Annotated in this window: 21 protein-coding genes and 1 riboswitch; of the genes, 11 read left to right on the top strand and 10 right to left on the bottom strand. The window is 54.4% G+C overall.

All coding sequences use genetic code 11. The features are described from left to right. Window positions 1–29: 29 nt before the first annotated feature. Window positions 30–1895 carry an MOSC N-terminal beta barrel domain-containing protein gene (locus MJ923_RS11700; protein WP_240591233.1) on the bottom strand — a complete coding sequence of 622 codons (1866 nt, stop codon included), beginning with the start codon at window positions 1893–1895 and terminating at the stop codon, window positions 30–32. A gap of 194 nt (window positions 1896–2089) precedes the next feature. Further along, a complete protein-coding gene (gene azu / locus MJ923_RS11705) occupies window positions 2090–2542 on the bottom strand; it encodes an azurin (RefSeq protein ID WP_240591234.1) in 453 nt (150 codons plus the stop codon). A gap of 255 nt (window positions 2543–2797) precedes the next feature. Here azu and MJ923_RS11710 point away from each other — a divergent pair, with 255 nt between their 5' ends. From MJ923_RS11710 to MJ923_RS11730, 5 genes are all read left to right on the top strand, one after another. Beyond that, window positions 2798–3142 (top strand): DUF805 domain-containing protein, encoded by a 345-nt coding sequence (locus tag MJ923_RS11710; protein ID WP_240591235.1) that lies wholly within the window; start codon window positions 2798–2800, stop codon window positions 3140–3142. A gap of 81 nt (window positions 3143–3223) precedes the next feature. Then, window positions 3224–3817 (top strand): hypothetical protein, encoded by a 594-nt coding sequence (locus tag MJ923_RS11715; RefSeq protein WP_240591236.1) that lies wholly within the window; start codon window positions 3224–3226, stop codon window positions 3815–3817. 88 nt (window positions 3818–3905) lie between these two features. Then, window positions 3906–4033, top strand: a riboswitch (cobalamin riboswitch). A gap of 86 nt (window positions 4034–4119) precedes the next feature. Beyond that, the gene (locus MJ923_RS11720) at window positions 4120–6099 is read left to right on the top strand and encodes a TonB-dependent receptor (RefSeq protein ID WP_240591237.1); all 1980 of its coding nucleotides are present in this window, start codon (window positions 4120–4122) and stop codon (window positions 6097–6099) included. An 80-nt stretch (window positions 6100–6179) separates the two neighbouring features. Next, on the top strand, window positions 6180–6776 hold the full coding sequence (locus MJ923_RS11725) for a GDSL-type esterase/lipase family protein (protein ID WP_240591238.1): 597 nt from the start codon (window positions 6180–6182) through the stop codon (window positions 6774–6776). Window positions 6777–6920: 144 nt separating this feature from the next. Next, entirely contained in the window at window positions 6921–7649 is a 729-nt protein-coding gene (locus MJ923_RS11730) for an HDOD domain-containing protein (RefSeq protein WP_126167839.1), read from the top strand. 64 nt (window positions 7650–7713) lie between these two features. Here the strand turns inward: MJ923_RS11730 and MJ923_RS11735 are convergent, their stop codons facing one another. Then, window positions 7714–8613, bottom strand: a complete 900-nt coding sequence (locus MJ923_RS11735) for a LysR family transcriptional regulator (RefSeq protein WP_240591239.1) — start codon at window positions 8611–8613, stop codon at window positions 7714–7716. 164 nt (window positions 8614–8777) lie between these two features. Here MJ923_RS11735 and metE point away from each other — a divergent pair, with 164 nt between their 5' ends. Continuing rightward, window positions 8778–11048: a 5-methyltetrahydropteroyltriglutamate--homocysteine S-methyltransferase gene (gene metE / locus MJ923_RS11740; RefSeq protein ID WP_240591240.1), complete on the top strand. Its 2271-nt coding sequence runs from the start codon at window positions 8778–8780 to the stop codon at window positions 11046–11048. A gap of 88 nt (window positions 11049–11136) precedes the next feature. Next, window positions 11137–11346, top strand: a complete 210-nt coding sequence (locus tag MJ923_RS11745; RefSeq protein ID WP_126167836.1) for a dodecin — start codon at window positions 11137–11139, stop codon at window positions 11344–11346. Here the strand turns inward: MJ923_RS11745 and queG are convergent. Then, window positions 11343–12503: a tRNA epoxyqueuosine(34) reductase QueG gene (gene queG / locus MJ923_RS11750; protein WP_240591241.1), complete on the bottom strand. Its 1161-nt coding sequence runs from the start codon at window positions 12501–12503 to the stop codon at window positions 11343–11345. The genes MJ923_RS11745 and queG overlap by 4 nt on opposite strands. A 194-nt stretch (window positions 12504–12697) precedes the next feature. Between queG and MJ923_RS11755 the strand changes: the two genes are divergently transcribed. Next, complete coding sequence (locus MJ923_RS11755; protein ID WP_240591242.1) at window positions 12698–13510, top strand: substrate-binding periplasmic protein; 813 nt, start codon at window positions 12698–12700, stop codon at window positions 13508–13510. Window positions 13511–13799: 289 nt separating this feature from the next. Here the strand turns inward: MJ923_RS11755 and MJ923_RS11760 are convergent, their stop codons facing one another. Beyond that, entirely contained in the window at window positions 13800–15683 is a 1884-nt protein-coding gene (locus tag MJ923_RS11760) for a tetratricopeptide repeat-containing diguanylate cyclase (RefSeq protein ID WP_240591243.1), read from the bottom strand. A gap of 190 nt (window positions 15684–15873) precedes the next feature. Between MJ923_RS11760 and MJ923_RS11765 the strand changes: the two genes are divergently transcribed. Then, window positions 15874–16398 carry a phosphatase PAP2 family protein gene (locus tag MJ923_RS11765; RefSeq protein ID WP_240591244.1) on the top strand — a complete coding sequence of 175 codons (525 nt, stop codon included), beginning with the start codon at window positions 15874–15876 and terminating at the stop codon, window positions 16396–16398. Between the two features lie 9 nt (window positions 16399–16407). Next, a complete protein-coding gene (locus tag MJ923_RS11770; protein WP_240591245.1) occupies window positions 16408–16842 on the top strand; it encodes a DUF3069 domain-containing protein in 435 nt (144 codons plus the stop codon). 61 nt (window positions 16843–16903) lie between these two features. On the opposite strand, the gene MJ923_RS11775 is transcribed toward MJ923_RS11770, so the two are convergent. The 3 genes from MJ923_RS11775 to MJ923_RS11785 all read right to left on the bottom strand — a co-directional run bounded on the left by MJ923_RS11775 (window position 16904) and on the right by MJ923_RS11785 (window position 20504). Then, window positions 16904–18592 (bottom strand): NAD-dependent malic enzyme, encoded by a 1689-nt coding sequence (locus tag MJ923_RS11775; RefSeq protein ID WP_240591246.1) that lies wholly within the window; start codon window positions 18590–18592, stop codon window positions 16904–16906. Between the two features lie 226 nt (window positions 18593–18818). Next, window positions 18819–19280, bottom strand: coding sequence for a YehS family protein (locus MJ923_RS11780; RefSeq protein ID WP_126167829.1), 462 nt, complete (start codon window positions 19278–19280; stop codon window positions 18819–18821). A gap of 93 nt (window positions 19281–19373) precedes the next feature. Next, entirely contained in the window at window positions 19374–20504 is a 1131-nt protein-coding gene (locus tag MJ923_RS11785) for a serine hydrolase (protein WP_240591247.1), read from the bottom strand. Window positions 20505–20660: 156 nt separating this feature from the next. Between MJ923_RS11785 and MJ923_RS11790 the strand changes: the two genes are divergently transcribed. Then, the gene (locus MJ923_RS11790) at window positions 20661–23237 is read left to right on the top strand and encodes a TonB-dependent receptor (RefSeq protein ID WP_240591248.1); all 2577 of its coding nucleotides are present in this window, start codon (window positions 20661–20663) and stop codon (window positions 23235–23237) included. A gap of 86 nt (window positions 23238–23323) precedes the next feature. Here the strand turns inward: MJ923_RS11790 and MJ923_RS11795 are convergent, their stop codons facing one another. Together MJ923_RS11795 and MJ923_RS11800 are read right to left on the bottom strand one after the other, a co-directional pair. Next, complete coding sequence (locus MJ923_RS11795; protein WP_240591249.1) at window positions 23324–23827, bottom strand: DUF4447 family protein; 504 nt, start codon at window positions 23825–23827, stop codon at window positions 23324–23326. A 14-nt stretch (window positions 23828–23841) separates the two neighbouring features. After that, window positions 23842–24243 carry an SMI1/KNR4 family protein gene (locus MJ923_RS11800; protein ID WP_126167825.1) on the bottom strand — a complete coding sequence of 134 codons (402 nt, stop codon included), beginning with the start codon at window positions 24241–24243 and terminating at the stop codon, window positions 23842–23844. Window positions 24244–24250 lie beyond the last annotated feature (7 nt).

The raw sequence follows: 24250 nt of genomic DNA on the forward strand, positions 1-24250 counted from the left end.
GGCTGCCTTTTTTCAATTGGTGTCAGCAGTTAACTTAAGCTGATGTCCACATCGTTCAGCGGCACAGCGCAGCAGGCCAGGATCAGCCCCGCGTTTTGCTCGGCTTCCGATAAGGCTTCGGCTTTGTGCTGCACCACCTCGCCGCTGACGAGCCTGCATTTACAGCTACCGCAGATCCCGGCGCGGCAAGACCAGGGGATGCTGATGCCCTGCGACTCGGCCTGAGCCAGCAGGCTGGTTTGGTTGTTGCCTTGAAACGCCTTGCCCGCGATGCGAATGCTGACGGATTTCTCTTCTCTGGCAGCAGGAGCTGCCAGGCCGCCAAAGCTTTCGGTGTGGATTTGCGCCTGGGATACTCCTACTGCCTGCAACTGGGCTTCCACATGTTGCATAAAGCCAACGGGCCCGCAAATATAGGCTTCGGTGGTGGCGAGTTGATGCTCAAGCCTGGCGATGCAGTTTGACTCGTGAGCAAGCCAGCGACCGCGATTCCCTTGCCAGCTGTCATCGGCCTTGGTCAGCCAAATCTCTAGCGTCATGCCACTGGCGGCAAGTTCACCTAACGCCTCGGCTTCCGGGATGTCCTCCTGGCTGCGGCATTGATGGATAAAATGGATATGAGACAGTGGCTTGGCATCAGTTGTTGCGCCGCCTTGCTGAGTGGCCTTCAGCAGGGCGGTGCGGGCCATGGCCAGCATGGGGGTGACACCTGAGCCTGCGCTGACAAGCAGCAGTGTTGTGCCCGCCCTGGGGCTGAAACGTCCTTCGGGGCGTCCGCAGAGCAGAGTGCCCCCAATCGCCAGTTCGTCATGCAGCCAGTTGGAAATATGCGCGCCTTCGGTGCGTTTTACCGCGATATGATACCGGCCGTCCCCCGGGGAATGGGTCAGGCTGTAACGGCGGATGTGGCGCTCACCATCGATGTCCACGGCAAACACCAGGTGCTGGCCCGGCAGGAATCCCGGCAGTGGTTTTTCATCGGCGGCTTTGAAAGAGAAGGCACAAAAATCACGGGCAATGATGCGTTTCTCGGTGAGGATTAGCGCGCGTTTTGCCGGAGCCAGATTGCGATAGTGTTCGCTCTCCTGGGTTTCCAGTACCTCAATGACATCGTCTTCGTGGATGGTGCCTTCGTTCAGGGCTATCAAATTCTGGCCAAAGTTGACATCGCCATTGGCACTTTTGCGAAACTTGCTCAGGGTCGAGAGTGGTTCACCCTGGGGATGGAAGCGGGCGGTGCCGGGCTGCACCGTGGTCATTACGCAGCGGCCACAGGGCTTGGCCACATCGAACTCGACCTCACCAATACGAATACGCTTCCAGGTATCCTCTTCGAAGGCGCGGGTGTCTGAAACCACCAAATTGGTGCGAAATTGGCTCATCTGGCTGATGGCGTCGGCCCGCAAATTGAGATCTTCAAGCGAGGCATCACTGATAAGCAGCAGTGGATAGCCATCGGCAAAGCTGACTCGGGTGCCGAGCTTTTCGCGGTAGCGGTCGGAGGTTTCGCCAAGCCATAAAAGCTGTGCACTTTCGCCTAAAATGGATGACACCCAGGCATCAGCAAGTGGATGGGTGGCCAGGCCATTGAAGCTGTCTTTCCAGACCCGGGTTGGTACCTGGGTGCGTTGAAAGGCCGATGCTTGCAAACGCAAATCCGGCTTACCGGTAAACCTGAGCCAGAGTTCACCGGACTGAATGGCTTCGTCGGTTCCAAGCGGCTGGATCTGTTGCAGTAATGGATGGGTTCGGGCGGTAATGAACTCGCCATTTGGCCGCACCACCATAAAGCGGCGATCCCCGGCAAGCCCTTCTTTGCTGACCCGCGCCTGAGACAGCCTCTGCGCGGCCATGGACTTGACCGGATAGATATGGATTTCACTGAGTTTCGCCATTGGCCTTCTCCCTGCATCGGCGGCAAAAGGCTCACTATATACGTTTCGCGGGCAAAACAGCAGCCGTGAAGCGGGGTTTGATGACGTGGTCGGGCTGCGGGCCTGCTATTGCTTGCAGCAAAAGAAAGGGGCGCTGGGCCCCTTTGGCGTCGTTAAGGCGTTCTCAGGGCCCCTTTGGCGTCGTTAAGGCGTTCTCAGGGCGTGATGACGAAGCTGCCCTGCATGATGGCCCAGTGGCCGGGGAAAGAGCAGAAGAAGCGGTAGGCCTCAGCGGGCGCCAGGCCTTCCAGGCTGAAACTGACAGAGGTGGACTCGCCGCCGCCCACCAATGCCGTGTGCGCCAGCACCCGGGTATCATCGGCCTTGATGTAAGCTGCGTCGGGGCCAGCTGCCATGCCGTCGGTAGCGACCGCCTGGACATCGGCAGCTTTGGTCAGCACCCAGTTATGGCCCATGGCTGTTTTGGGCAGGGTACCAGTGTGGGTCAGGGTCAGAGTGACCTGTTTGCAGCTGGCCGGAACCGTCAGCTCCTGTGCACTGAATTGCATGGCGTCGTTGGCGCTGATACTGAGTTCGCAGTCGGAGGCAAAAGCCGGTGCTGCCAGGGGGCTGCTGCCGAGCAGCAAAGCCAGAGTGAAGTGTCGCATATGCTTATCCTTTTTTGAGTTATCGGCAGGATAATAGCAATTGATTTTATGCAAATGGGAATTATTTACATTTGTTATCTAAGCTGGTACGACCTTGGTTCGCCTTAATCATTAGGCGGACTTTTCATGCTTTGAAAATGTGCTGTCTATGTTAAAGTATCGCCACCTGCCAACAGCAGGTGAATGAATCATAAGGATAAAGCCGTATTTTATGCGGTAACTTGGGGCGAGATTGCCCGTTTTTAAGGAGAAACCATGGAATACTTTATTGGTGCACTGAAAAAGTACGCTGATTTTACAGGTCGCGCCCGTCGCAAAGAATACTGGATGTTCGTCCTGTTCTACTTGATTTTTTATGTTGTGACTATTGGTATTGATATGGCTTTGGGCACGACATTTATCGCCGCAATTTTCTCGCTTGGTTTGTTGCTACCTTCTCTGGCCATCGGTGCCCGCCGTCTGCACGACACGGGTCGCAGCGGTTGGTGGCAGTTAATCGGGTTTATCCCATTGATTGGCGCTATCGTACTGATAGTTTTCTACTGCCAGGACAGCCAGGACGAAAACGATTACGGTGCCAACCCTAAGGCGCTGGCCTGATACATCCGGGGGAGGCATTGCCTCCCCTTGTCTTTCAGTCGTTTCAGGATGAAACGGCATCGACTATCACGGAAGCTGACGATGACCCGATATCTGCTCCCTCTGTTCGCCCTGTTTGCCGCAGCGAATGTCCAGGCCCAAACCCAGGAGTTATCTCTGTTTGGTGCCCCTTTCTCATTTGAATTGCCGGACGGCTGGAAACAGGCGGCGCAGGACAGCCGCGCAGACATGGTCAGTTCCGAGTTTGTGCCTGCGAGCGAAAACCTCAATCAATGGGGCGCCCTCATCTGTATTCAAAGCTTTAAACTGGCCGGTGAAGCGCCGTCGCCGGAAGTGTTCCTCGATAGCCTGGCAAGCCAGTATCAGCGCAGTTGTGAAGGTGAGTCGTCTTACCACAAGTTGGGCGAAACCCAGCTCGATGGTCATCAGGGCTTTCATGGCATCTTGGGGTGCAGCCGGATGCCCAATCAGCACCAATCCATGGAAAATCAGCGGCCGTTTTTCAGCGAGCCGGAAGGTGAGGTGGGTTACTACACGGTTTTCCTGCGCCCGGGGCAATTGCTGCTGATGCACAAATCCATGCGAGGCCAGGTGTTTGGCGCGCAGAATATTCCGCTGACACCCGCTAACCATACTGAATTTATTGCCTCTATGTTGCCACTCAGGCTGAAGTGAAACGCCAGTAAGGCAATACAAAGGTATTAGACATTTATACGTATAGACGTCTATAATGCGCCGCCCGCCGAGTTCGGGCGGTTATTTTTTAAGTCAACCCTTTGGGTGCCCGCATTGGCGGGAGAATCGGGAAGTCGGTGCAAATCCGACACTGCCCCCGCAACGGTAATGGCGTTTTGCCTGAGTCCGGAGACCGGCCCAAAAGAGGTTTTGCTGTGGATTTCGGTGGGCAGATCCGCACATGTGGCTCCCTTTGGGCCGCCGACAACCTGCCCCGTTTCCCTTGAAGGAGAAAAAGGAAAATGGGAACCAAACCTTCTTTTATCGCACTGGCCGTGGGCGCTTTGCTTGCTCCTGCAGCTTTTGCCGGATCCTCTGCCGTCGTGGCAACTCTTGATGATGCTGACGCCAAAACCCTTGCCGACGAACACCTGGTGGTGATCGGTCGCCAGCTCGACACCCCGTTGAATATTGCCGCCAATGTGGCAGTGATTACCGCTGAAGAGATAGCTCTCAGCGGTGCCACCGACCTTGCGGGTGTACTGCGCGGTCAAAGTGGCATTCAGGTGAGCGATAACGGAGTAGGCCCCGTGTTTGCCATGCGAGGCTTTGGTGCTGGCCAGGCTGCCAACAACACCTTGATTCTGGTTGATGGCCGTCGTCTGAATAACATCGATATCGCAGCCCCGAGTTTGTCGGCGGTTTCTGTCAGCCAGATTGAACGAATTGAGATCCTCTCCGGCAGTGCCGGTGTGCTCTACGGCGACCAGGCCGTTGGCGGTGTGATTAATATCATCACCAAGCGCCCGGAAGGTCAGAGCGGCGGCGCCAGTATAGGTGGCGGCAGTTTTAACAGCCTCAATGCCTCGGCCGATTTTGCCACCGAAATCGGTGCTGGCTGGCATGCCTTCTTTGGTGGTCATTTCGATAAGAGTGATAACTACCGCGATCACGCCAAGAGCGAGACCGGCAGCCTGCTGGGTCGCCTCGAGTACCGGGGGGATAGCAATCAGTTTTTTGCCGAAACTTCGTATTTCGACAACGACAGACAGCTGGCAGGCTCGCTGAATGAAGCACAGCTAAACGACAATCCGCGTCAGGCCAATGAATACAATGCCACTGATTATCAGCATGAAATCACTAAAGCGGCCCGCAGTGGTTATCAGCATCAGTTAACCGAACATTGGGCCCTGGGCGCCGATGTGGATTACAGCGACACCCAGGTGAACTACATCAGTTGGGGTGGTCAGGGCACCACTGAGCGTTCACTGCTGGCATTCTCGCCCAAGGCTATCGGCAAATATCAGACCCGTGCCGGAGAGCTGAAGCTTATCACGGGCTTTGACCTGTCCCGCGGCGAGTCGGAATTTGAATCTGCTTACATGAGCCGGGGCAACACCCAAAAGCTGTGGGCTGGTTTTGTGCAGGCCAGCGTGCCGTTGACCGAGCATTTCAGCTATGTGGTGGGTGGCCGTTACGCCGAAGTGACCGATGACATTCGTGATGGCAATACCTTCCCCAATGGCGGCGAGCTTGACAACGATGCCCACGCGCTGGAGCTTGGCGTCAATTATCGCCCTTCCGATGCAAGCCGCTTTTATCTGCGTGCAGAAGATAACTTCCGCTTTGCCAAAGTCGATGAGCAGGCCTACACCTCCCAGGGCAGCTTAAGACCCCAAACCGGCCGCAGCTACGAAGCGGGCTGGGATTATCTGGGCAATGCCCAGGCGCTGCGTCTGAGCCTGTATCGCCTGTCGCTGGAAGATGAAATCGTATTCGACCCCAGCGCCGAAACGCCAACCGGCGGTTTCTTCCAGGGATCCAACGTCAACGCCGATGAGTCCCGCCGTTATGGCGCAATGTTGGATTGGGACTGGCAAATCAGCGATGCCGTTAAACTGGGGCTGGACTACCAGTACACAGATGCCGAATTTACCAAAGGCCCCAATGACGGTAAGGCGCTGTCCTGGGTGGCCAGACACAGCGGCCGCGCCTTTGCAGGTGTGAACCTTGCAGAGCACTGGCAGCTGTATCTGGACGCCAGCTATACCGGCAGCCGCTTTGTTGAGGGTGACAATGCCAACGCAGGCAACCAGTTGGATGCATTCTGGCTTGCCAATGCGGCACTGAACTTCAACATCGACGCCATCAATGCCAGCCTGCGGGTGGATAACCTGTTCGATGAGCAATACGCCGCTTCTGGCTATTACAGCGAGTGGGGCAATGGCTATTATCCCGGCGAAGGCCGCAAGATCAGTCTGACCTTGGGCGTGCGCTACTGATAAACGCCTGAAAACAAAAAGCCGGACTTGTGTCCGGCTTTTTTTTCGGCGATAACAGGTGTACTGAAAGGGAGACAGCTGTGCGACTGAGATATTGTTTGGCCATCATATTGATGCTGAGCGCCTGTGGCGGTCCGCGTTTGCCTTATTTGGGCGAGAATGCCCGGCTGCTGGCTTTTGGCGACAGTCTCACCGTGGGTGTTGGTGCCCCGGATGACGGCGATTATCCGGCGCACTTGGCCCGTCTGTGTGACTGTGAAGTCATCAATGGCGGGATCTCCGGTGAAACCACCGCCGAAGGGCTTACCCGTTTTGCCGAGGTGCTGGAAGAATCCCATCCCGATATGGTGATCTTACTCGAAGGTGGCAATGATATTCTCAGAAACCTCGACAAGGTCGACCTAAAAGCCAATTTGGCGGCTATGATTAGGGAAGCTCAGGGCAGGCAAATTCCGGTGCTGTTGGTGGCCGTACCCGACAGGCAATTGTTTTTATCGCCACCGGACCTTTATGCTGAACTTGCCGATGAGTATTCATTGCCGCTGCTGGAAGACACCCTGTCCAAGCTCCTGACTGACAGCGCCATGAAATCGGACACTGTTCATTTAAATGACGCTGGTTACCGGGTTTTGGCCGACGATATTTACCGTTTGGCGAGCCAAAGTGGTGCCTTTTGATGACATGTGGCTAAAAAAGTGCAAACCCCGGGAAATCAACTTGACCGAGAACAGGATTTTATGGGTAAATTCCCCGATAATAATAACCAGGGCGGGTGTTGGTCAGGTCTTATTTCGTTGCCCGGACAAGAATAGGTTAGTTTCATGACTGAGCTTGAGCATCAGGTTTTTTCTCAAATCAGGGCGATCATTGCCAATGAAGAACAGGTCATTGGTCGTCGCGGGATCCTTATCCCGCTGAAAAAGGCCATCATCGCAGACGGTGATGTGCGTAATGTGGTGGACATAGTGTCCAGCGATCCCGCGTTGGCGGCGCATTTGTTGTGGCGCTCTACCACTGCTCACGCTGGTGGTGTAGCCAATAACAGCAAAAACCGCAGCCTTAAGGATGCGCTTATTCGCCTGGGTCAGGTCAACATTTACCGCTATGCCTTCAGTTTTTACCTCAAAGAGCGCCTCGATGAGCTGCCCCAGCCGTACAAAAAGTTGGTGCAGGGCTACTGGCGCCTGACCGAGAGCATTGCTGCTTCTGCGGTCGACAGCTTAAAAGATGTCGGCAGCCATATAGACCCGGATGAAGTGCAAACTCTGGCGCTGTTCAGCGTGTTCGGCCAAATCATTGCGCTGACCGCCTTTGCTTATCTCAATGCTGAGTCGGAAGAGTCGTTCCCGCTCAGTATCATCAAGCAAATCATAGATACCCAACAGCAGACGCTGACGCTGGAAGCCTTTGATTCACTGGGGCTGGATGAGGAGCTTAAAGAAGAGTTTATGATTGCTCACAACCTGCGTCAGACCCGAAACCCCAACTCAGCCGGTCTGGTGCTGCGACGGGTGTTGTCGATGCGTGGGTTGCTGCTGAATCCACTGTAAGAATGCTAAAAAAACGCCTGCATTTGCAGGCTTTTTTTATGGGTACTTTTCTATAAATCGGCTGTTATCGCGGCTGGCGGGCAATGCCTTCTGCGGCAACCAGTTCCAGATAACGTTGCAGCTGACTTGAGTTGGCACTGCCACGACGGTAGGCGCCAAACAGGGGGCGTTTTAAGCCCTCAGCGCCGAGGCGCACGCTGGTCAGGCTGAGTCCCTGGGCTTCGCTGATTGACCAGCTTGGCAGGGCGGCAATACCATCCTGGCAGGCGATGCGTTGCAGCAGTACCGAGGTGAGGTCGCAGGTTTTCTGCACCCCCGGGGTAACGCCAGCAGGCTCCAGAAACAGCCTGAACAAGTCCAGGCGCTCCAGTGGTACTGGATAGCTGATAATCGGCAGTCCTTCCAGATCCCGTGGCAGCACCTGTGGCTTGTTGGCCAACGGATGTTCGTTGGCAACAGCCAGACGCACTTCAAAATCAAACAGATGCTGATAAGCCAGTTGGTGGCCGGGCACAGGATCGGACGTCAGCACTATGTCCAGCTCGCCAGATTCCAGCGCGTTGAGGGAGTCGAACAGGTGACGACTGGAGAGATCCAGATCTGAGTCAGGAAACTCTGCCCGGAAGGCTTCCATCACAGGCATCAACCAGCGAAAACAGCTGTGGCATTCAATCCCAACCCGAATAAGGTTGGCATCACTCTCCAGCCCCTTTTTCAGTACAGACTCGGTTTCCATCACCCGCGGCAGAATTTCTTCGGCCAGATTCAGCAATCTGGCACCTTCCTGGGTAAAGGACAGGGGTTTACTTTTTCTCACAAACACAGGCGAGTTGATGCGGGTTTCCAGCTCTTTAATCTGATGAGACAAGGCAGACTGGGTGACAAAGCGTTTTTTGGCCGCGGCCGCGAGGCTGCCACTCTCTTTCAGTGCCATCAGGGTGCGAAGGTGTCTTAGCTCTATCATCTCTACTCCACATGAAGTTTGTTCATGTTGCCCGTGAATGCAATTCGTTTGCTTGCCAGAAGACTACCACAATAAACTTCTAGACGTCCAGACGCCTATTAAAATTTGTTTAACAGGGGTCTCTCTTTGAATTGTGTTCATATTAAACCAATAAGGTATACAATATGCAATTAAATAGTCTTGGTTTCCCACGGATAGGACGTCGCCGTGAGCTGAAGTTCGCCCTCGAGCAATACTGGCGTGGAGAGTTGTCCCAGAGCGAGCTACTGGCACAGGCCAAGGCTCTGCGGCAGACCCACTGGCAGTGGCAGGCTGATGCTGGGGTAGAACGTTTGCCGGTGGGGGATTTTGCCTATTACGATCAGGTGCTGACCCTGGCGGCGACCTTAAATGCTATTCCTTTGCGCCACCGCGATGGCGATAAGGTGGATCTGGATACCCTGTTCAGGGTTGCCCGTGGCCGTGCGCCAAGCGGCAAAGCCGCAGCAGCGGCGGAAATGACCAAGTATTTCAATACCAATTACCACTACATAGTGCCCGAGCTTCACGCCGACCAAACTTTTTCCATCGCCTGGACTCAGTTGTTTGATGAAGTTGAGGAGGTCAAGGCGCTGGGCTACGACCCCAAGCCCTGCATTCTGGGCCCCGTATCTTTCCTGTATTTGTCGAAAGCCTACGGCAGTGAGTTTGATAAATTAAGCCTGTTGCCTCAGCTGCTGGCTACCTATGCTGAGCTGCTGGCGCGCTTTGCCGCTCAGGGCGTGAGCTGGGTACAAATTGAAGAGCCTGTGCTGGCGCTGGATCTGGATGAAAGCTGGCAGGCAGCCTTTGCCACGGCGTACCAGGCTTTTACCTGTGTGTCGGTTAAACTGCTTTTGACCAGCTACTACGGCTCAGTGGCCCATCATGCTGACATCATAGGTGCGCTGCCGGTGGCGGGGCTGCACCTGGATCTGGTGTCTGCGCCGGAGCAGCTTGAGGTCTTTTTGCCCAAGCTTGGACAGCAGCAGGTGCTGAGTTTGGGGCTTATCAATGGCCGCAACGTGTGGGCCGCCGATCTTGATGTGATTGCCGAGCGTATTGCCCCGCTTGCAAGAGATCTTGGCGATCGCCTGTGGTTGGCAACTTCCTGCTCGCTGCTGCACACGCCGGTTGATCTCGATGTGGAAACCACCCTTAAGCCTGAACTTAAGCGTCAGCTCGCCTTTGCCAGGCAAAAGCTGTTGGAGCTGAGAAGTCTCGATACCCTGCTGACCGTCCCCAGTGGCCCTGAAGCTGCGGCGATTGCCGCCGAATGTGCGGCGCGCCGCGCCGAGCGCGCCCAGGCCGCCGATGCCGCGGTGGCCGCCAGGCTGGATGCACTCACCAGCGCCGATTTTGAGCGTCAAAGTGCGTTTGCTGCCCGTCAGCAACAGCAGCAACAGCGGCTTAAGCTGCCACTTTTGCCAACCACTACCATTGGTTCTTTCCCGCAGACCCCGGCCATTCGAGCCCTGAGAAGCCGTTTGCGCAAAGGTGAAATCAGCGTCCTTGAGTACGATAACCAGCTTAAGCAGGTGTGCCGCGATACCATCGACCGCCAGCTGAAACTCGGCATAGATGTGTTGGTGCACGGCGAAGCTGAGCGTAACGACATGGTGGAGTACTTTGGTGAGCAGCTCGAGGGTGTTGGCTTTACCAAAAACGGCTGGGTGCAGAGTTACGGCAGCCGCTGCGTAAAACCGCCATTGATATACGGCGATGTATCTCGCCCTAGGCCGATGACTCTCGACTGGGCCGAGTACGCCCAGAGTCTGACCGACAAGCCGGTGAAAGGCATGCTGACCGGGCCTGTAACCATTCTGCATTGGTCGTTTGCCAGGGAAGATATCAGCCGCGAGACTATCTGTAAGCAAATTGCACTGGCGATTCGCGATGAAGTGGCGGATCTGGAGCGCTCAGGCATTGCCATTATCCAGATTGACGAGCCAGCGTTCCGCGAAGGGTTGCCCTTGCGCCGCGTTGACTGGCAGACGTATCTCGACTGGGCAGTGGACTCCTTTAAGCTGAGCGCTGCCTGCGTGCGGGATAATACCCAAATCCACACTCACATGTGCTACAGCGAGTTTAACGACACCATAGCTGCCATTGCCGCCATGGATGCCGATGTGATCACCATCGAAACCAGCCGCTCGGCCATGGAACTGCTGCGCGCCTTCGAAGACTTTGAATACCCGGCCGAAATTGGCCCGGGTGTGTACGATATTCACTCGCCCAATACACCGGATGTGGAGGCCATGGTGGCGCTGATGGAACGGGCGGCCAAGCGCATTCCGCTCCGGCAGCTTTGGGTCAACCCGGACTGTGGCCTTAAAACCCGTACCTGGGATGAGGTGGAGCCGGCGCTGCGTAATATGGTCGATGCCACCCGCGAGCTGCGTCGCCGCCTGGGCTGAGGCTTGGCTCTGAAATCAGGGACTATACTGAGGGAACAATACCGAAGATGCAGCCCAAGGCTGGATCTTCGCCATCAGGAGGCTTGCCATGAATCATGTCTACAAGATAGTTGAAGTCACAGGTTCCTCTACCCTCAGCAGCGACGATGCCATACGTAATGCAGTGGCTGCGGCGGCGCAGTCACTGCATCATCTGCGTTGGTTCGAAGTGATAGAAACCCGAGGTCACCTTGAAGCGGGTGTGATAGCCCATTGGCAGGTAACGGTGAAAATCGGTTTTACCCTGGATACGCCTTAGGCGTCTCTGGGCATGCCTTTTTCGATGGCGCGCACCAGTCGCGCCGTCTTACGACTCTCTGTAGTGAGGCCACTTTGCTGACGGGCAATGGCCCAGTGAATGTGCTCTGCTACCATCTCATCCATGTTTTTATCCATGAGCCGTGCGTTCAGGGCGCTCAGCACTTCTTCGCTTGCCGGCGCATTCCCGAGTGCTACCGCAATGTTTCTAAGCCACCTTTTATGGCCAATGCGGCGGATGGCGCTGCCCTCGGTCTCGCGCAAAAAGGTAGCTTCATCCCAGGCGAATAAGCTTAGCAGCGACGGCAGCTTGAGTGGCTGGCGGGTTTGAAAGTCGGCTTCAGCTGACAGCGGTGAGCCACTGTTGACCGGACAGGCCAGCTGGCAGTCATCGCAGCCGTAAATGCGATTGCCCATCAAGGGGCGGAATTCTTCCGGAATGGCGCCCTGCAACTCAATGGTGAGGTAGGAGATGCAGCGTCTGCCATCCACCACATAGGGCGCGACTATGGCGTCGGTCGGGCAGCTTTTGATGCAGGCAACGCAGGTATTGCAATCCTCGGCAATGGGAATGTCGATGGGCAATGGCAGGTTAACCAGCAGCTCGCCCAAAAAGAACCAGCTGCCAGCCTGATGATTAAGAATAAGCGAGTGCTTACCGGTCCAGCCCAGGCCGGCTTTTTCCGCCAACGGCCTCTCCAAAATTGGCGCCGAGTCGACAAAGGGGCGAAAGTTTGACGATGCAAAGCCTCGCTCGGCAAGCCAGGCATCGATTTGCTCACCAAGCTTTTTCAGTCGATTGCGGATCAGTTTGTGATAATCACGGCCCCCGGCGTAACGGGAAATGTAGCCAAGGTTGGGGTCGCGCAGGTTGGTGGCAAAACCGGCGTTTTCGGGCAGATAATCCATACGTGCAGCAATCACCCGAATGGTGCCGGGGTGCAGCTCCTGCGGGCGGGCACGCATCAATCCATGGGTTTCCATGTAAGCCATCTCGCCGTGGTAGCCCTTGGCGAGCCAGTCGAGGAATTTGGGCTCTTCGGCCGATAAGTCGGTGTCCGTGATCCCAAGCTCAGCAAAGCCGAGTGCCTTGCCCCAGGTTTTTATCTGGCTGGCAAGCTCACGAAGATCGGCGGCACAAGGGAGGGATTCGGACATGAGATTAGACTGGCTGGCTGAAAACCCCGACATCTTAGCAGCTTTTACCATCATCGTCAGGCCAGTGCTGGAGTGGTGTGGCAATGACCGCTATGCTGTAACTATGATTTATCCGCACTTGGTTGCTTAAGTCGGCAAACGCTTCTGCATCCGTGGGCGAGATATTGGACGCTTCGCTGCCGCAAGGACTCGCCATGCGCCGATTTGGCCTCACCTGCTTTGCTTTGATGTTGCCATTGCTGCTGACATCGGGCTCGGCTTTGGCCGATGAGGTATCGCCTGTACCGCCGCAACTGCGGCTACTCACCGAGCCGCTGCCGCCTTTAAGTTACATGGAGCAGTCGCGGATGACTGGCTTTTCGGTTGAGCTGGTTGAGCGGTTAAAGCCAAAGGTTGAGGTTAGCGCCGACATCGAGATGCTGCCTTGGGCGCGGGCCTTTAATATTGCCTCCCACACCCCAAATGTGATGTTGTTTTCCACTGCGCTACGGGACAGTCGCCGCAGCCAGTTCGACTTTGTCGGCCCCATCGCCACCGCCCGAATCATGCTTTACAAGCTCACATCCGATGAAGCCTTGCCGACGGATATAACCGAGGCATCGAAACTGGGCAGCCTCGGGGTTTACCGTGGCTCACCCGCCGAGCGTATTTTAAAGCAGGCAGGGGTGCAGAATTTTGAGGTCTCAAGCTATCCCTTACAGTCACTGCGCCAATTGCTGGCGGGCAGAGTGCGTTTCTGGTGCCAGGTTGATTTGACCGTGGACCGGTTGCTGACGCAGGCCGGTACCAGTGAGCAGGCCTTAACCCCGCTGGCCGAGCTTGAGCGGATTGAGCTGTATCTTGCGTTTTCACGGGGCACCTCAAAGGAGATGGTGGAGCGCTGGCAGCAAGCCTTGATGACCTATCAGGAAGAGGGCGGATTTGCCGAGCTGTACGAGTATTGGTTCAGGTTGCCGCCTGAGTCTGACCGCAGTCATATTCTCTGGCGACTGACGCCAGAGGGGTGAGGAAGATGCGAACAAGTAGCACAGCTCTGGCTTTGATAGCAGCGACAGTTCAAGGCATTCAACTGAAGGCATGGCTGGGCGCCTCCGCTGTCCTGCTGAAGTTGAATAACGCCGCAATGGTGTAGCTAACAAAGCCCCGCAGGGCGTGGCTTACAGCGGTATCTGCGACGTTACCTGCTTTTGAAATCAAAGAGGTGCGAAGGACTAGGGCCATTCGCTGCGAACTGTGCCTTGCATCTATCCACTTTAAGCCGACGCAGAGCAAGCGAGGGACTTATTCGTACCTTCCTTAAGCGTCCTTTTCTACCCGATTGCGGCCGTTGTGCTTGGCGCGGTATAGCGCGTGATCGGCGCGGTTGAGCAGCGCCGAGAAGTTCTTGTCTTTTTCCGCATCAAAAGCGGCCACCCCGGCACTGATACTCATGCCCAGACCTTCGGCCACCTTGGACAGGTCAGTGCGCTCTATATTGCTGCGAAGACGCTCAGCAATTTCAACCGCTTGCTCAAGCGTGGTATTGGGCAGCAGCGCCAAAAACTCTTCACCGCCAATCCGGCCAACCAAATCTCCTCTACGCATCTGGCTGCCAGAGCAGCTGGCCATGGCCATCAATACCTTGTCACCAATATCGTGACCGAAGTGGTCGTTGATTTTCTTGAAGTGATCGGCATCGAACAGGATAACTGACAGCGGTTGCCCCTGTTTGGCACTGCGGAATAAAGCGTCGCCCTCATGATAGGTGTGGCGACGGTTTGCCAGTTGGGTCAAATGGTCGGTCAGCGCCAGCCGCTCCATCAGCCGCGAACGCTGGGCCTGCTTGAAGGCAAATACTGACACTATGCTGAGAATGATGATACCCATGACGATAATGGTCAGCTGCAGAAACTTGTTTTCCTGCAGTATGGTCATCTCTTTTTCTCTGAGCCTCTGAAACTCAATCAGTTGCTTGTTTTGGTTCTCAATACGGTCAGTGTCAAAACGGGTGCGCATTTCGGTGGTGCGCTGGGACTGCAGCTGATTATCCAGCTCAGCATGAATGGCGTTTTGAATTTCCAGCGCATAAAAGGCATTAGCCCACTCTTCCAGCGCGACATAGGCTTGGCTCTTGGTGAGATACAGCTCGGCAAGCCCGCGTTTATTCTGAATTTGCTGAAAGCTTTCTTCGCCGATTTCAAGCAGCGGCAGCGCCTCGTTGGCCTTGCCTTCCGCCAGCAGAATTTGCGCCATAAACAGATGCTCGTAAGCGTAAAAACCAACGTGCTCGGGCTTGATTAGTGGGAATGCCAGTTCGAGGTTGGCTTTGGCTTCTTTGAGTCTGGCGAGCTTTATCAGGCTGCCGCTCATGTTCACCCGGGTAGTGGCGACACTGATGTAGTCGTTCCGCTCCTGCCAGGCTTGCAGCACCTCCTGATACATCTTCAGTGCCTGCTCCTGATCGTTCATGGTCTCGTAGGCCATGGCGATTTCGGCCTTAACACCGATGACCCCGAATTCATCCGCCAAGTCCCGATACATCTCTTCCAGCTCTTCGTAGTAACGAATCGCGGTAGCCGGATCGCCAAAACGACGATAGCTGGTGGCAAGTTCCATCAGGTTGAAACGGGCCCAATACTGCAGGTTGAGGTTTTCGTAGAGGTGCTGCGCTGTGATGAGATCTTCCAGCGCGTCGGCAAAGTTGCCCTGATAAGAGAGGAGAGCGCCGCGCACACCGCGGGCGTCGGCGATAAGCCGTGGCTCTTCAGCCTGATACGCCAGCGCCACCGACTTGTTGAAGTCATGCATCGCCTCGTTGACCAGACCTTTTTGCTGCAGCGTCCAGCCTCGGCACAAAATAAGATCAGCATTGGTTGCTATATCTGATTGCACCGACGGCAGTGCCAGTTGTTCGTTCGCAAAATCAATCGCTTTGTCCAGCTCGCCTTCCTTACTCAGGTCAAATGTCCAGCATTGGAGCCGCTTGAGTTTCAGATTGCGCTGCAGATCATCGGGGGAGATATTGGCTGCGATTTGATTGACTTTGCTTTGAATGACTTCGAATTCTACCAGGTCGCCGCTCTCGATCTCTTTGATAAGATTATCGATTTCTTCCAGCGATAGATCTCCCGCCAAAGCAGGAGATGTAGGGCCAAGCAGAGCTGCGGCCAAAAGCACAGAAGTGAGCAACACTCGGATCATGAAGAGTTGGCGTCGTTTGTTATTATCTTTATTTAGGATAAATCATAACCGTATGTTGTGGCGTTTCCCAACAAATTATTGATAGGTTCAGCAAATTTACCTGTTTCATTCTGCTGGATTTTTGCACCGTTTTGCATTTGTCCGGCGGAATGTGTATAAGTCGGCCTCGGTTTTTTAACGAGTGAAGCAAATGAAACACTGGATACTGCTGAGCCTGTGTTTGTTGTCCTTTGTCACTCAGGCCAAGGACAGCCTGGAAACATCCGGTGATGCACTGCATTACCTGCTACCCGCAACCGCGCTGGGCGCCACTTTGTTTTATGAAGAAGGCAACGAAGGCTCGTGGCAACTTATCAAAGCTGCCGTGGCTGGCCGGGTTATTACCGAGGGGCTTAAATACGCGGTGGAAAAAGAGCGCCCTGATGGTTCAGGGGATGATGCCTTTCCATCGGGCCATACCGCAGACACCTTTATGGCAGCCACCTTTATTCATCAGCGATATGGCTGGGAATATGGGGTACCTGCCTACGCGTTGGCAAGCTATGTGGGCTATACCCGGATTGAGAGTGACCGGCATGAGATTGAAGATGTGCTGGCCGGTGCTGCTATTGGCGTGCTGGTGGGTTGGTACTTTACCGAACCCTATGAAGGGGTAAACATAGTGCCTGTGGTGGCAGATAATCATGTTGGCCTTTACATCAGTGGCCGTTTTTAAGGACGTAATATGTTTGAGTTAACCGATACTTACCGTGCAGAAGCCCAGGCTGTGGCCGACAGTGTGGCCGGGCGGGTGGTCGCTCTTGAGCGTCTACCTGAGCCTTTAATCGCGGCTTACCGAAATCTGTGCGATGAGCTGCTGGCCGATGAAAGCAGCCGCTTCACAAACGCCTGGGATGCCTTACCCTCCAGTGCCAAAGCCTTGTTTGAGCGCAGCCGCTTTCACGGCTTTTACATTGCCAATGCATGGATCCAATTGAGTATTCTGGCGCAGGACATTGTTGAGCGTCAGGACACCGACGAAGCTATCGCCGAGCAGGAATACAGTGGCCTGTATGCCCGGATGGCACAAGAGTCGTTGAAAGAAAGCCTTAAGAAGCTGAAGAAAGCCAGAACCGATCGCAGCATGTTAAACAGCATGCGTGAGGTGATGGGGCTGTAAGTTCGCTTTGGAAGAATAAAACGCCCGGCTTAGGCCGGGCGTTTTTTATGGTGGACAGCAATCAGAATGAAGTGCGTTTGTAGCGGCGGTATTCCGGATACCAGAAGTTCGCCTCAATCGACTGCTCCAGCAGTTCGTCTGTGGTATCCAGCGCATGGCCCTGGGCAATAGCCACCTTGGCAACGGCAAAGGCGATGTGCTTGCTCACTGTGTGGATTTCTTCCAGTGGCGGCAGCAGTGCGCCTGTGCCATTGATGGCAAGCGGCGAGCATTCCGCCAGCGCACGGCTTGAAGCCATCAGCATCTCATCGGATACCCGCTTGGCGCCGCAGGCCAGCACCCCAAGGCCAATGCCGGGGAAGATGTAGCTGTTGTTGCACTGGGCAATATCGTAAGTGACATCATCTACTACCACAGGCTCGAACGGGCTGCCGGTGGCCACCAGTGCCTGACCGTTGGTCCAGTGCAGAATATCCTTCGGAGTGGCTTCAACCCGGCTGGTGGGGTTGGACAGCGGGAACACAATAGGGCGCTCACAGTGGCTGTGCATGGCGCGGATTATTTCTTCGGTAAAGAGACCCGGCGCACCGGACACCCCAATCAGCACTGTCGGCTTGGCGTTGTTGACCACATTGAGCAGCGACATATTGTCGCTGAAGTCCTGCCATTGGTTCACTGTATCAACTTTCTGCGCCAGCTTTTGCTGGAATGGCAGCAGGTTGGGCATGTTGTCCAGTAACAGTCCCCAGCGGTCGACCATAAATACCTGGCTGCGGGCCTGCTCGTCGCTGATCCCTTCGGACACCATTTGCGCCACTATGGCTTCGGCAATACCACAGCCTGCGCTGCCGGCACCGAGGAAGGCAATTCGCTGGGCGCTGAGCTGAGTATTGGCGGCTTTACAGGCGGCGAGCAGGGAACCGACCGTCACGGCCGCAGTGCCCTGAATGTCGTCGTTGAAGCAGCAGTACTTGTCTTTGTACCGCTCAAGCAGTGGCATGGCATTTTTCTGGGCAAAGTCTTCAAACTGGATCAGCACATCCGGCCAGCGTCGATGCACGGCTTCCATAAAGGCTTCGATAAATTCTGCGTACTCGTCGCCGCCAATGCGCGGATGGCGCCAGCCCATGTACATGGGATCTTCCAGCAGGTGTGGATTGTCGGTACCCACATCCAGGGTGATTGGCAGGGTATAGGCCGGACTGATGCCGCCACAGCTGGTATAGAGTGACAGTTTTCCGATGGGGATCCCCATGCCGCCAATGCCCTGATCGCCCAGACCCAAAATACGCTCGCCGTCAGTTACAACGATAATTTTTACCTTGTGACGGGTGGAGTTGTTGAGGATGTCGTCAATCCGATCCTTGTTGGGATAGGAGATAAACAGACCCCGGTTGCGGCGGTAGTTCTTGGAGAAGCGCTCACAGGCCAGCCCCACAGTTGGGGTGTAGATGATGGGCATCATCTCAGCGATGTGGTTTTGCACCAGACGATAGAACAGGGTTTCGTTGGTGTCCTGGATATTGCGCAGATAAATGTGCTTATCCAGGTCGTTACTGAAACTCTTGAACTGATCGTAAGCGCGGGATGCCTGCTCTTCGATGGTTTCGATGGCGTAAGGTAACAGGCCTTCGAGGTTGAAAAATATCCGCTCTTCTTCGGTAAAGGCACTGCCTTTGTTAATGAGCGGGGCCTCAAGAATGGCGGGACCGGCGAACGGTAAATATAGCGGGCGTTTGTTATCGTCCATGGGCTACCTTTTGATTGCTTTTTTGGGTATGAGCGGTTGGCTGTCAATAACAGTAAAGATTATCACGAAATGTGATCTTTGTAGCTTTGGCGGGAAAGTAAATTGCGGATTTTTTCACAAATAAGCGTTTTAAACACATGTGCTTATGTGTCGAAAACGTTAAAAAATACGCGTGTATGGCGACACGCGTATTTTCAAGGCTGTTTAATCGACCTGGCGGGTAGCGTTAACGGCCACGATGATGCCTGGACAATCCTTTGAGGAAATTGCGCAGCAGCTGATTGCCGCAGGGGCGATAGTGTTTGTGGTCTGGGTTGCGGAAAATGGCGCCAAGTTCCGACTTGGATAAATCAAACCCAGCCTTGGTCAGCAGCGCGAGAATGTCATCCTCTTTGAGCTCCAGTGCAATACGGATTTTTTTGAAAATCAGATTGTTGTCGAGCGGCGTGGGCTTGGGAATGTCACTGCCGGGCTTCAGGCCACGGCGGCTGATAATCAGCCCATCGAGGAACTGGCACAGTTCTTTATCGGTGCAGGGACGAAAACCCGGCTCATCGTCTTTTTTCAGCATGGCCAGCAGCGCATCTTCGGTGATGGGCTGATGCACCAGGGCAAACAATTGCACCATCCCGGCATCGTTAATATCCAGGGCGAAGCGCAGACGGCGCAAAATATCGTTGTTGGTCATAGTTGTCCAGATTGAGGAGCTGATTTGGCGGCAAATGCCGAATGCAGCAATTATACCCAAGGCAGGCCCTGGGTGCGACTGTCCACTCGGCTTTCAAAGGCTATTGGCATACTCACGAACCAAGAGTCTGAGTTTGTCCATTCTGGCAAAGGCGCGCTCCATATCGGCAAGATCCCGCGAGACATTGTCCAGCATCACCAGTTGCAGGCCGCTCTCGGGGTAATAGAGCATCAGGCTCATATAGCCGGGTACATAGCCGCTATGGCTGTACTCCAGAGGGGTATCGACGATTTGAAGCCCGAGTCCATAGCTCATGGGCCCCCATCTATGTTCCCGTTCTGCCCATGGTGTGACCATGGCATTCAATGCCGATGCCGTTAGCAATTTGCCGCCAAACAGCCGGTCCTGAAAATCTGCCATGCCGTCCACGGAGGCAATCAGGAGTCCAGAGGCAAGTTCAGGCTCGGAAATAGTGAGTTCAGTGGCGGTAAACCTGGGGCCATTTTCTGTCAGCTGCTCTTGAAAGCCCGCCTTGAGTCTGGGCTGACGGGCCATTATCTGGCTGAGTTCACCGGTTTGTGCCTGGATATCCCATTGCTGGCTGATGAAAAAGTCATTCAGCGCCACTTGGAGCCCTGGCTTGTGATCTTGCTGAATGTTTGATTGGACACTGGGCTCTGTGCTGGAAGGGGCAGGGAATAGCAATCTCGCCAGCAGCTGATAATTGGCATTGCTGTAGACAAATGCGGCCTTATCTCCCTGCTTCTTGTCATGTAAACCACTGCCATTTCGATTAATTTCCGAGGTGTGGCTGAGTAGCATCAAGGGTGTCAGTGGCGCAGGCCGTCGCAATATCGCCGACAGGGCATTCTGATCCAGCGGCTGATTTAACTGCGCTTCATGCTGCGCCAGATAGAAAGCGGCAAACACGGTTTTTGACATGGAACCAATCACATAAAGATTGCCCTTGGTCGCATAGGCCTCATCTGATGTTGCCCGTGGACTTAGGTAAAGCGGGCGGCCGTGCTGGCGCAGCAGCACCTCGCCTTGAAAGTCTGTCGCCAGCTCTTCATCGATTGCCTTTGTCAGAGTTAGTGTCTTCTGAGCAAGATTTTGCCCCTCCGTGGTGTCATCTGCTTTCGCTACCAGGCCTGTGATAGACCACAGTGTGAAAGTGCATAAGAGCCAGGGTAGTGTCCACTCCATCCTTTTTACGACAGACATAAGTTTCCTTCAGAAAAATGTGCGCAATTGTTTCTGTGTTGTTGACATTGTTAATGATTTGATTAGCTTGGAAGCGTACATCAGTAATTACTCATCGATGGGAGTGTGCGGTCGCCGGTGGGAAAAAACAACAATCCACACAATTGGGGAATGACTATGAAAGCTCAAAAATGGATCCCGAGCGCTTGCGCTCTGGCGGTGGCTCTGGCGTTGCCATCCATTGCATCAGCGGAAGATGGCGCAAAAGTTGAACGTATCGAAGTGACAGGTTCGCGCATCAAACGTACCGACCTTGAAGGGCCCTCACCCATTCAATCCATCGGCAAAGACGATATTGCCAATATGGGGTTTGATAACCTGCAGCAATTGCTTGAAAAGATCCCCGCCAACGGAGCCGGTGCCTTCTCAACCCGTGGCAACAGCCAGGACTCTACCGCCAATGGTGCAGCTTCTATCAGCCTTCGCGGAATGGGACCTGACGCAACTCTGGTGCTTATTAATGGTCGCCGCGTGGCCATCAGCTCCTTTGCTGAAGGCGTAAGCAACTCCTTTGTTGATATCAACAACATTCCCGTATCGGCCATTGAGCGCATTGATATTCTGAAGGATGGCGCTTCAGCCATTTATGGCTCTGATGCCATTGCCGGTGTAGTCAACATTGTGCTGAAAAAAGACATCGAAGGAATCGAAGTTAATCTGGGCTACGGCACAGCTACTGGCCCAAACTACGATGAGCAAACTGCCAGTCTGGTGTGGGGAACCAAGGGCGAGAAGGGTAACGCATCCATCATCCTCGATTACTTCAAAAATGGCACCCTGAGCGCCGATGAAATGGGCCGCTTTGGTACGGCGAATCAGGAACCCTACGGCGGTGAAGATTTCCGTTCATCCCGCGGTTATCCTGGCTATTTCTATGTAGATGGCGTGAAAACCATCGACCCCGATTGCCCTCCTGAAAACGCAACGTCCGGCGGCAGCTGTCTGTTTGACTATGGTCCGTATAACCTGACAATTCCCGGTGCTGAGCGCGTGGGCGCCATTGGTCAGTTCGAATACTTCCTTAATGATGATTTGACTGCCTTCCTCGAATTTGCGGTGCAGCACAACACCTCTGAAGCCGGTGGTGCTGCCACACCACTGGATGAGTCTGCAGGCCTTACCGTACCCGGGTCGCATCCAAACAATCCTTGGGGTAAAGACATTCAAATTGGCCGTTACCGCCCGGTAGATGCCGGAGCGCGGCGCTGGGATATTGAATCTGACAGTATGCGCTTGGTGGCTGGTCTGCGCGGTACAATTAAAGAGTGGGATTGGGAAGTAACAGCTCAAAAAGGTCGCAGCGAGTCGACCCAATCCGGTGACCGCTCTCAGGGCTGGGTGCGGGTGGATTATCTGCAGCGTGAAATCGATGCCGGTCGCTACAATCCCTTCGGTGCGGCGGTTAACTCACCGGAGGTGATTGATGCCATTACCACCAGTCTGGTGCGTCAGGGGGTGTCTCATATGACAGCCTATGATGCCAGCGTGACTGGTCAGGCGTTCACTCTGGGCGACCGTGATGTGATGATGGCTGCGGGTGTGGAATACCGTGAAGAGGATGTCAGTGACGTGCCTGATGAGCAGTTCCAGCGTGGTTTGATTTTTGGTACCGAGTCAGTGTCTGCCTCTGCTAATCGTGATCAGTGGGCTGCCTATGTGGAGTTTTCACTGCCACTGGCTGATAACTTCGAACTGCAATTAGCTGGCCGCTATGACCACTACAGTGACTTTGGTTCCACTACCAATCCTAAGGTAGCGTTTCAGTGGGGGATTACTGACGAGCTGACAGCCCGTGGCTCTTGGGCTACCGGCTTCCGTGCGCCATCTCTGGCGCAGATTGGCTTGGGTCCTTCAGAAGAAAGCAGCTTCTTTATCGATAATTATCGCTGCGCAGCAGACGGTGTGGATTGTACAGCCCTCGATTACAACACCGAGTTTGCTGGCAACTCAGAGCTGGGACCAGAAGAGTCTGAAACCTGGAACGTGGGTCTGATTTGGGCACCATCCCAAGCGTTTGATATTGGTTTTGATATCTTCAGCATTACTCAGGATAACAAGATTGATAAGCAGCCGTTGGGCGAAATCTACAATGCCAATTGTAATGATCAAAGCAGTACCATCTGTGAACGTCTGGCGCCACAGCCTGGTCAGTCACTGGGCCCCATCGATGTCATTCACTCAAGCTTTATCAACCTGAGCGCTCAGGAAGCGCAGGGTATGGATCTGTCGAGCCATTACACTATGGAGATGGACAGCTATGGTGACCTGAAATTTGGTCTGGAGATGAGTTATCTGCACAAATTCGAGAAAGATGGTCGCGAATGGACCGGTGAATACCGTTACCCACAGTATCGTTGGTTGGCAACTACCAACTGGAGATTGGATAACTTTGCCGCTAACCTCAACCTCACCTATATTGGCGAATTTGAAGATACACCGGATATTGATTTCGATGGCGATCTGGACTTCGACCGGAACCAGTCCCGTACTGTGGACTCACAGATATTGGTCGATATGTCAGCATCTTATCGTTTCAGCGAAACTTTCAAGTGGACAGTGGGCGTAAACAACGTGCTGGATGAAGAGCCGCCATTTGCTATCGGCGATGGTGACTCAGACCTTTATGGTTATGTGATGTCAATTCACAACCCATTGGGCCGTTACGTGTACACCAAGGTGACCATGAACTTCTGATAACCGCATCAGCAACAAAAACGGCATCCAGGGGATGCCGTTTTTTATGTATTGCAATTGCTATGTACAGTAATAATGCCTGAGGCTTATTTCAGCTGGGCTGCGGCCCACTTGGCGCGGCTTTCACGGCTTTCACCGAGGCTATTTTGCTCGCGGAAGGCTTTGTAGCTCTCCACATCCAGAGGCACCAGGGTCACTTCGACTTCCAGCATCAGTTGGCACTCTTTTTTGATGCGCCAGGCGGAGGTGTTGTACAGCTCTGCCAGGGGCAGCGAGCTTAAAAACTCCGGGTTGTACTGGGCGTACAGGGCTTGCGTGGGGTAAACCACAAAGGCCAGGCGGCGCTTGGGCTCTTTTTTGAACATGGCTTCGATGCCGTCTGAGGTGTTCAGCACCTGCATCTCAATCACTTCGTCGATATCCAGCAGTTTTTTCTGTGCCAGACCGGGCGCTTCAGTGCTGCCTGCTTCCCAGGCAATCACCTCATCTTCACTGTGGCCGGTGACTGTGCCCGCCTGCGCAGGGCTCAGGCCCAGTGACAGCCTCAGGTACTGCATTTCAATGCCGTTGAGGCCAATCTCTTTTGCCATGATGGTTTCCGTAATTAACTGTTCATCCAGACGTCTTCGGCCCATTCCCAGAAGGAGTCCCACTGGTCTTCGGTGAAGTCGCCAAAGGCCCAGTAGTGTACCTGACCTTCCTGATCGATACAGTAAAAGTTATCGCCGTTCTGGCAGATAGGTATCATGGCGCGGGGCAGGCCGATGGACCAGGCATAAGCAGCCACTTCCGGTAAGAAGGTGTGGCTTTGACGGTCGGCGGCTGTGACTGGCTCCAGACTGCCCACAATCACGTCACTGGCATGCAGCAGGTATTCTTTTAGCTCAGATGGCAGTGGGATCAGTATCTCTTCTTCCACGTCAATCAATTGATCAAATGAAGGCAGTTCCAGCGGTACCGGAACCTGTTCACTCATTTCTTGTAGTTGTTCGATGAGTTCGTGCATGGTGATT

Origin of the sequence: Shewanella zhuhaiensis (assembly GCF_022484835.1) — a bacterium.
Classification (GTDB): Bacteria; Pseudomonadota; Gammaproteobacteria; order Enterobacterales; family Shewanellaceae; genus Shewanella; species Shewanella khirikhana.

Coding starts and splice junctions, on each gene's coding strand:
- MJ923_RS11700 (WP_240591233.1), bottom strand. CDS start 1,895: ATGGCGAAACTCAGTGAAATCCATATCTATCCGGTCAAGTCCATGGCC.
- azu (WP_240591234.1), bottom strand. CDS start 2,542: ATGCGACACTTCACTCTGGCTTTGCTGCTCGGCAGCAGCCCCCTGGCA.
- MJ923_RS11780 (WP_126167829.1), bottom strand. CDS start 19,280: ATGACCAACAACGATATTTTGCGCCGTCTGCGCTTCGCCCTGGATATT.
- MJ923_RS11800 (WP_126167825.1), bottom strand. CDS start 24,243: ATGCACGAACTCATCGAACAACTACAAGAAATGAGTGAACAGGTTCCG.
- MJ923_RS11715 (WP_240591236.1), top strand. CDS start 3,224: ATGACCCGATATCTGCTCCCTCTGTTCGCCCTGTTTGCCGCAGCGAAT.
- MJ923_RS11745 (WP_126167836.1), top strand. CDS start 11,137: ATGAATCATGTCTACAAGATAGTTGAAGTCACAGGTTCCTCTACCCTC.
- MJ923_RS11790 (WP_240591248.1), top strand. CDS start 20,661: ATGAAAGCTCAAAAATGGATCCCGAGCGCTTGCGCTCTGGCGGTGGCT.
- metE (WP_240591240.1), top strand. CDS start 8,778: ATGCAATTAAATAGTCTTGGTTTCCCACGGATAGGACGTCGCCGTGAG.
- MJ923_RS11720 (WP_240591237.1), top strand. CDS start 4,120: ATGGGAACCAAACCTTCTTTTATCGCACTGGCCGTGGGCGCTTTGCTT.
- queG (WP_240591241.1), bottom strand. CDS start 12,503: ATGTCCGAATCCCTCCCTTGTGCCGCCGATCTTCGTGAGCTTGCCAGC.
- MJ923_RS11730 (WP_126167839.1), top strand. CDS start 6,921: ATGACTGAGCTTGAGCATCAGGTTTTTTCTCAAATCAGGGCGATCATT.
- MJ923_RS11765 (WP_240591244.1), top strand. CDS start 15,874: ATGAAACACTGGATACTGCTGAGCCTGTGTTTGTTGTCCTTTGTCACT.
- MJ923_RS11795 (WP_240591249.1), bottom strand. CDS start 23,827: ATGGCAAAAGAGATTGGCCTCAACGGCATTGAAATGCAGTACCTGAGG.
- MJ923_RS11710 (WP_240591235.1), top strand. CDS start 2,798: ATGGAATACTTTATTGGTGCACTGAAAAAGTACGCTGATTTTACAGGT.
- MJ923_RS11785 (WP_240591247.1), bottom strand. CDS start 20,504: ATGTCTGTCGTAAAAAGGATGGAGTGGACACTACCCTGGCTCTTATGC.
- MJ923_RS11735 (WP_240591239.1), bottom strand. CDS start 8,613: ATGATAGAGCTAAGACACCTTCGCACCCTGATGGCACTGAAAGAGAGT.
- MJ923_RS11755 (WP_240591242.1), top strand. CDS start 12,698: ATGCGCCGATTTGGCCTCACCTGCTTTGCTTTGATGTTGCCATTGCTG.
- MJ923_RS11760 (WP_240591243.1), bottom strand. CDS start 15,683: ATGATCCGAGTGTTGCTCACTTCTGTGCTTTTGGCCGCAGCTCTGCTT.
- MJ923_RS11775 (WP_240591246.1), bottom strand. CDS start 18,592: ATGGACGATAACAAACGCCCGCTATATTTACCGTTCGCCGGTCCCGCC.
- MJ923_RS11770 (WP_240591245.1), top strand. CDS start 16,408: ATGTTTGAGTTAACCGATACTTACCGTGCAGAAGCCCAGGCTGTGGCC.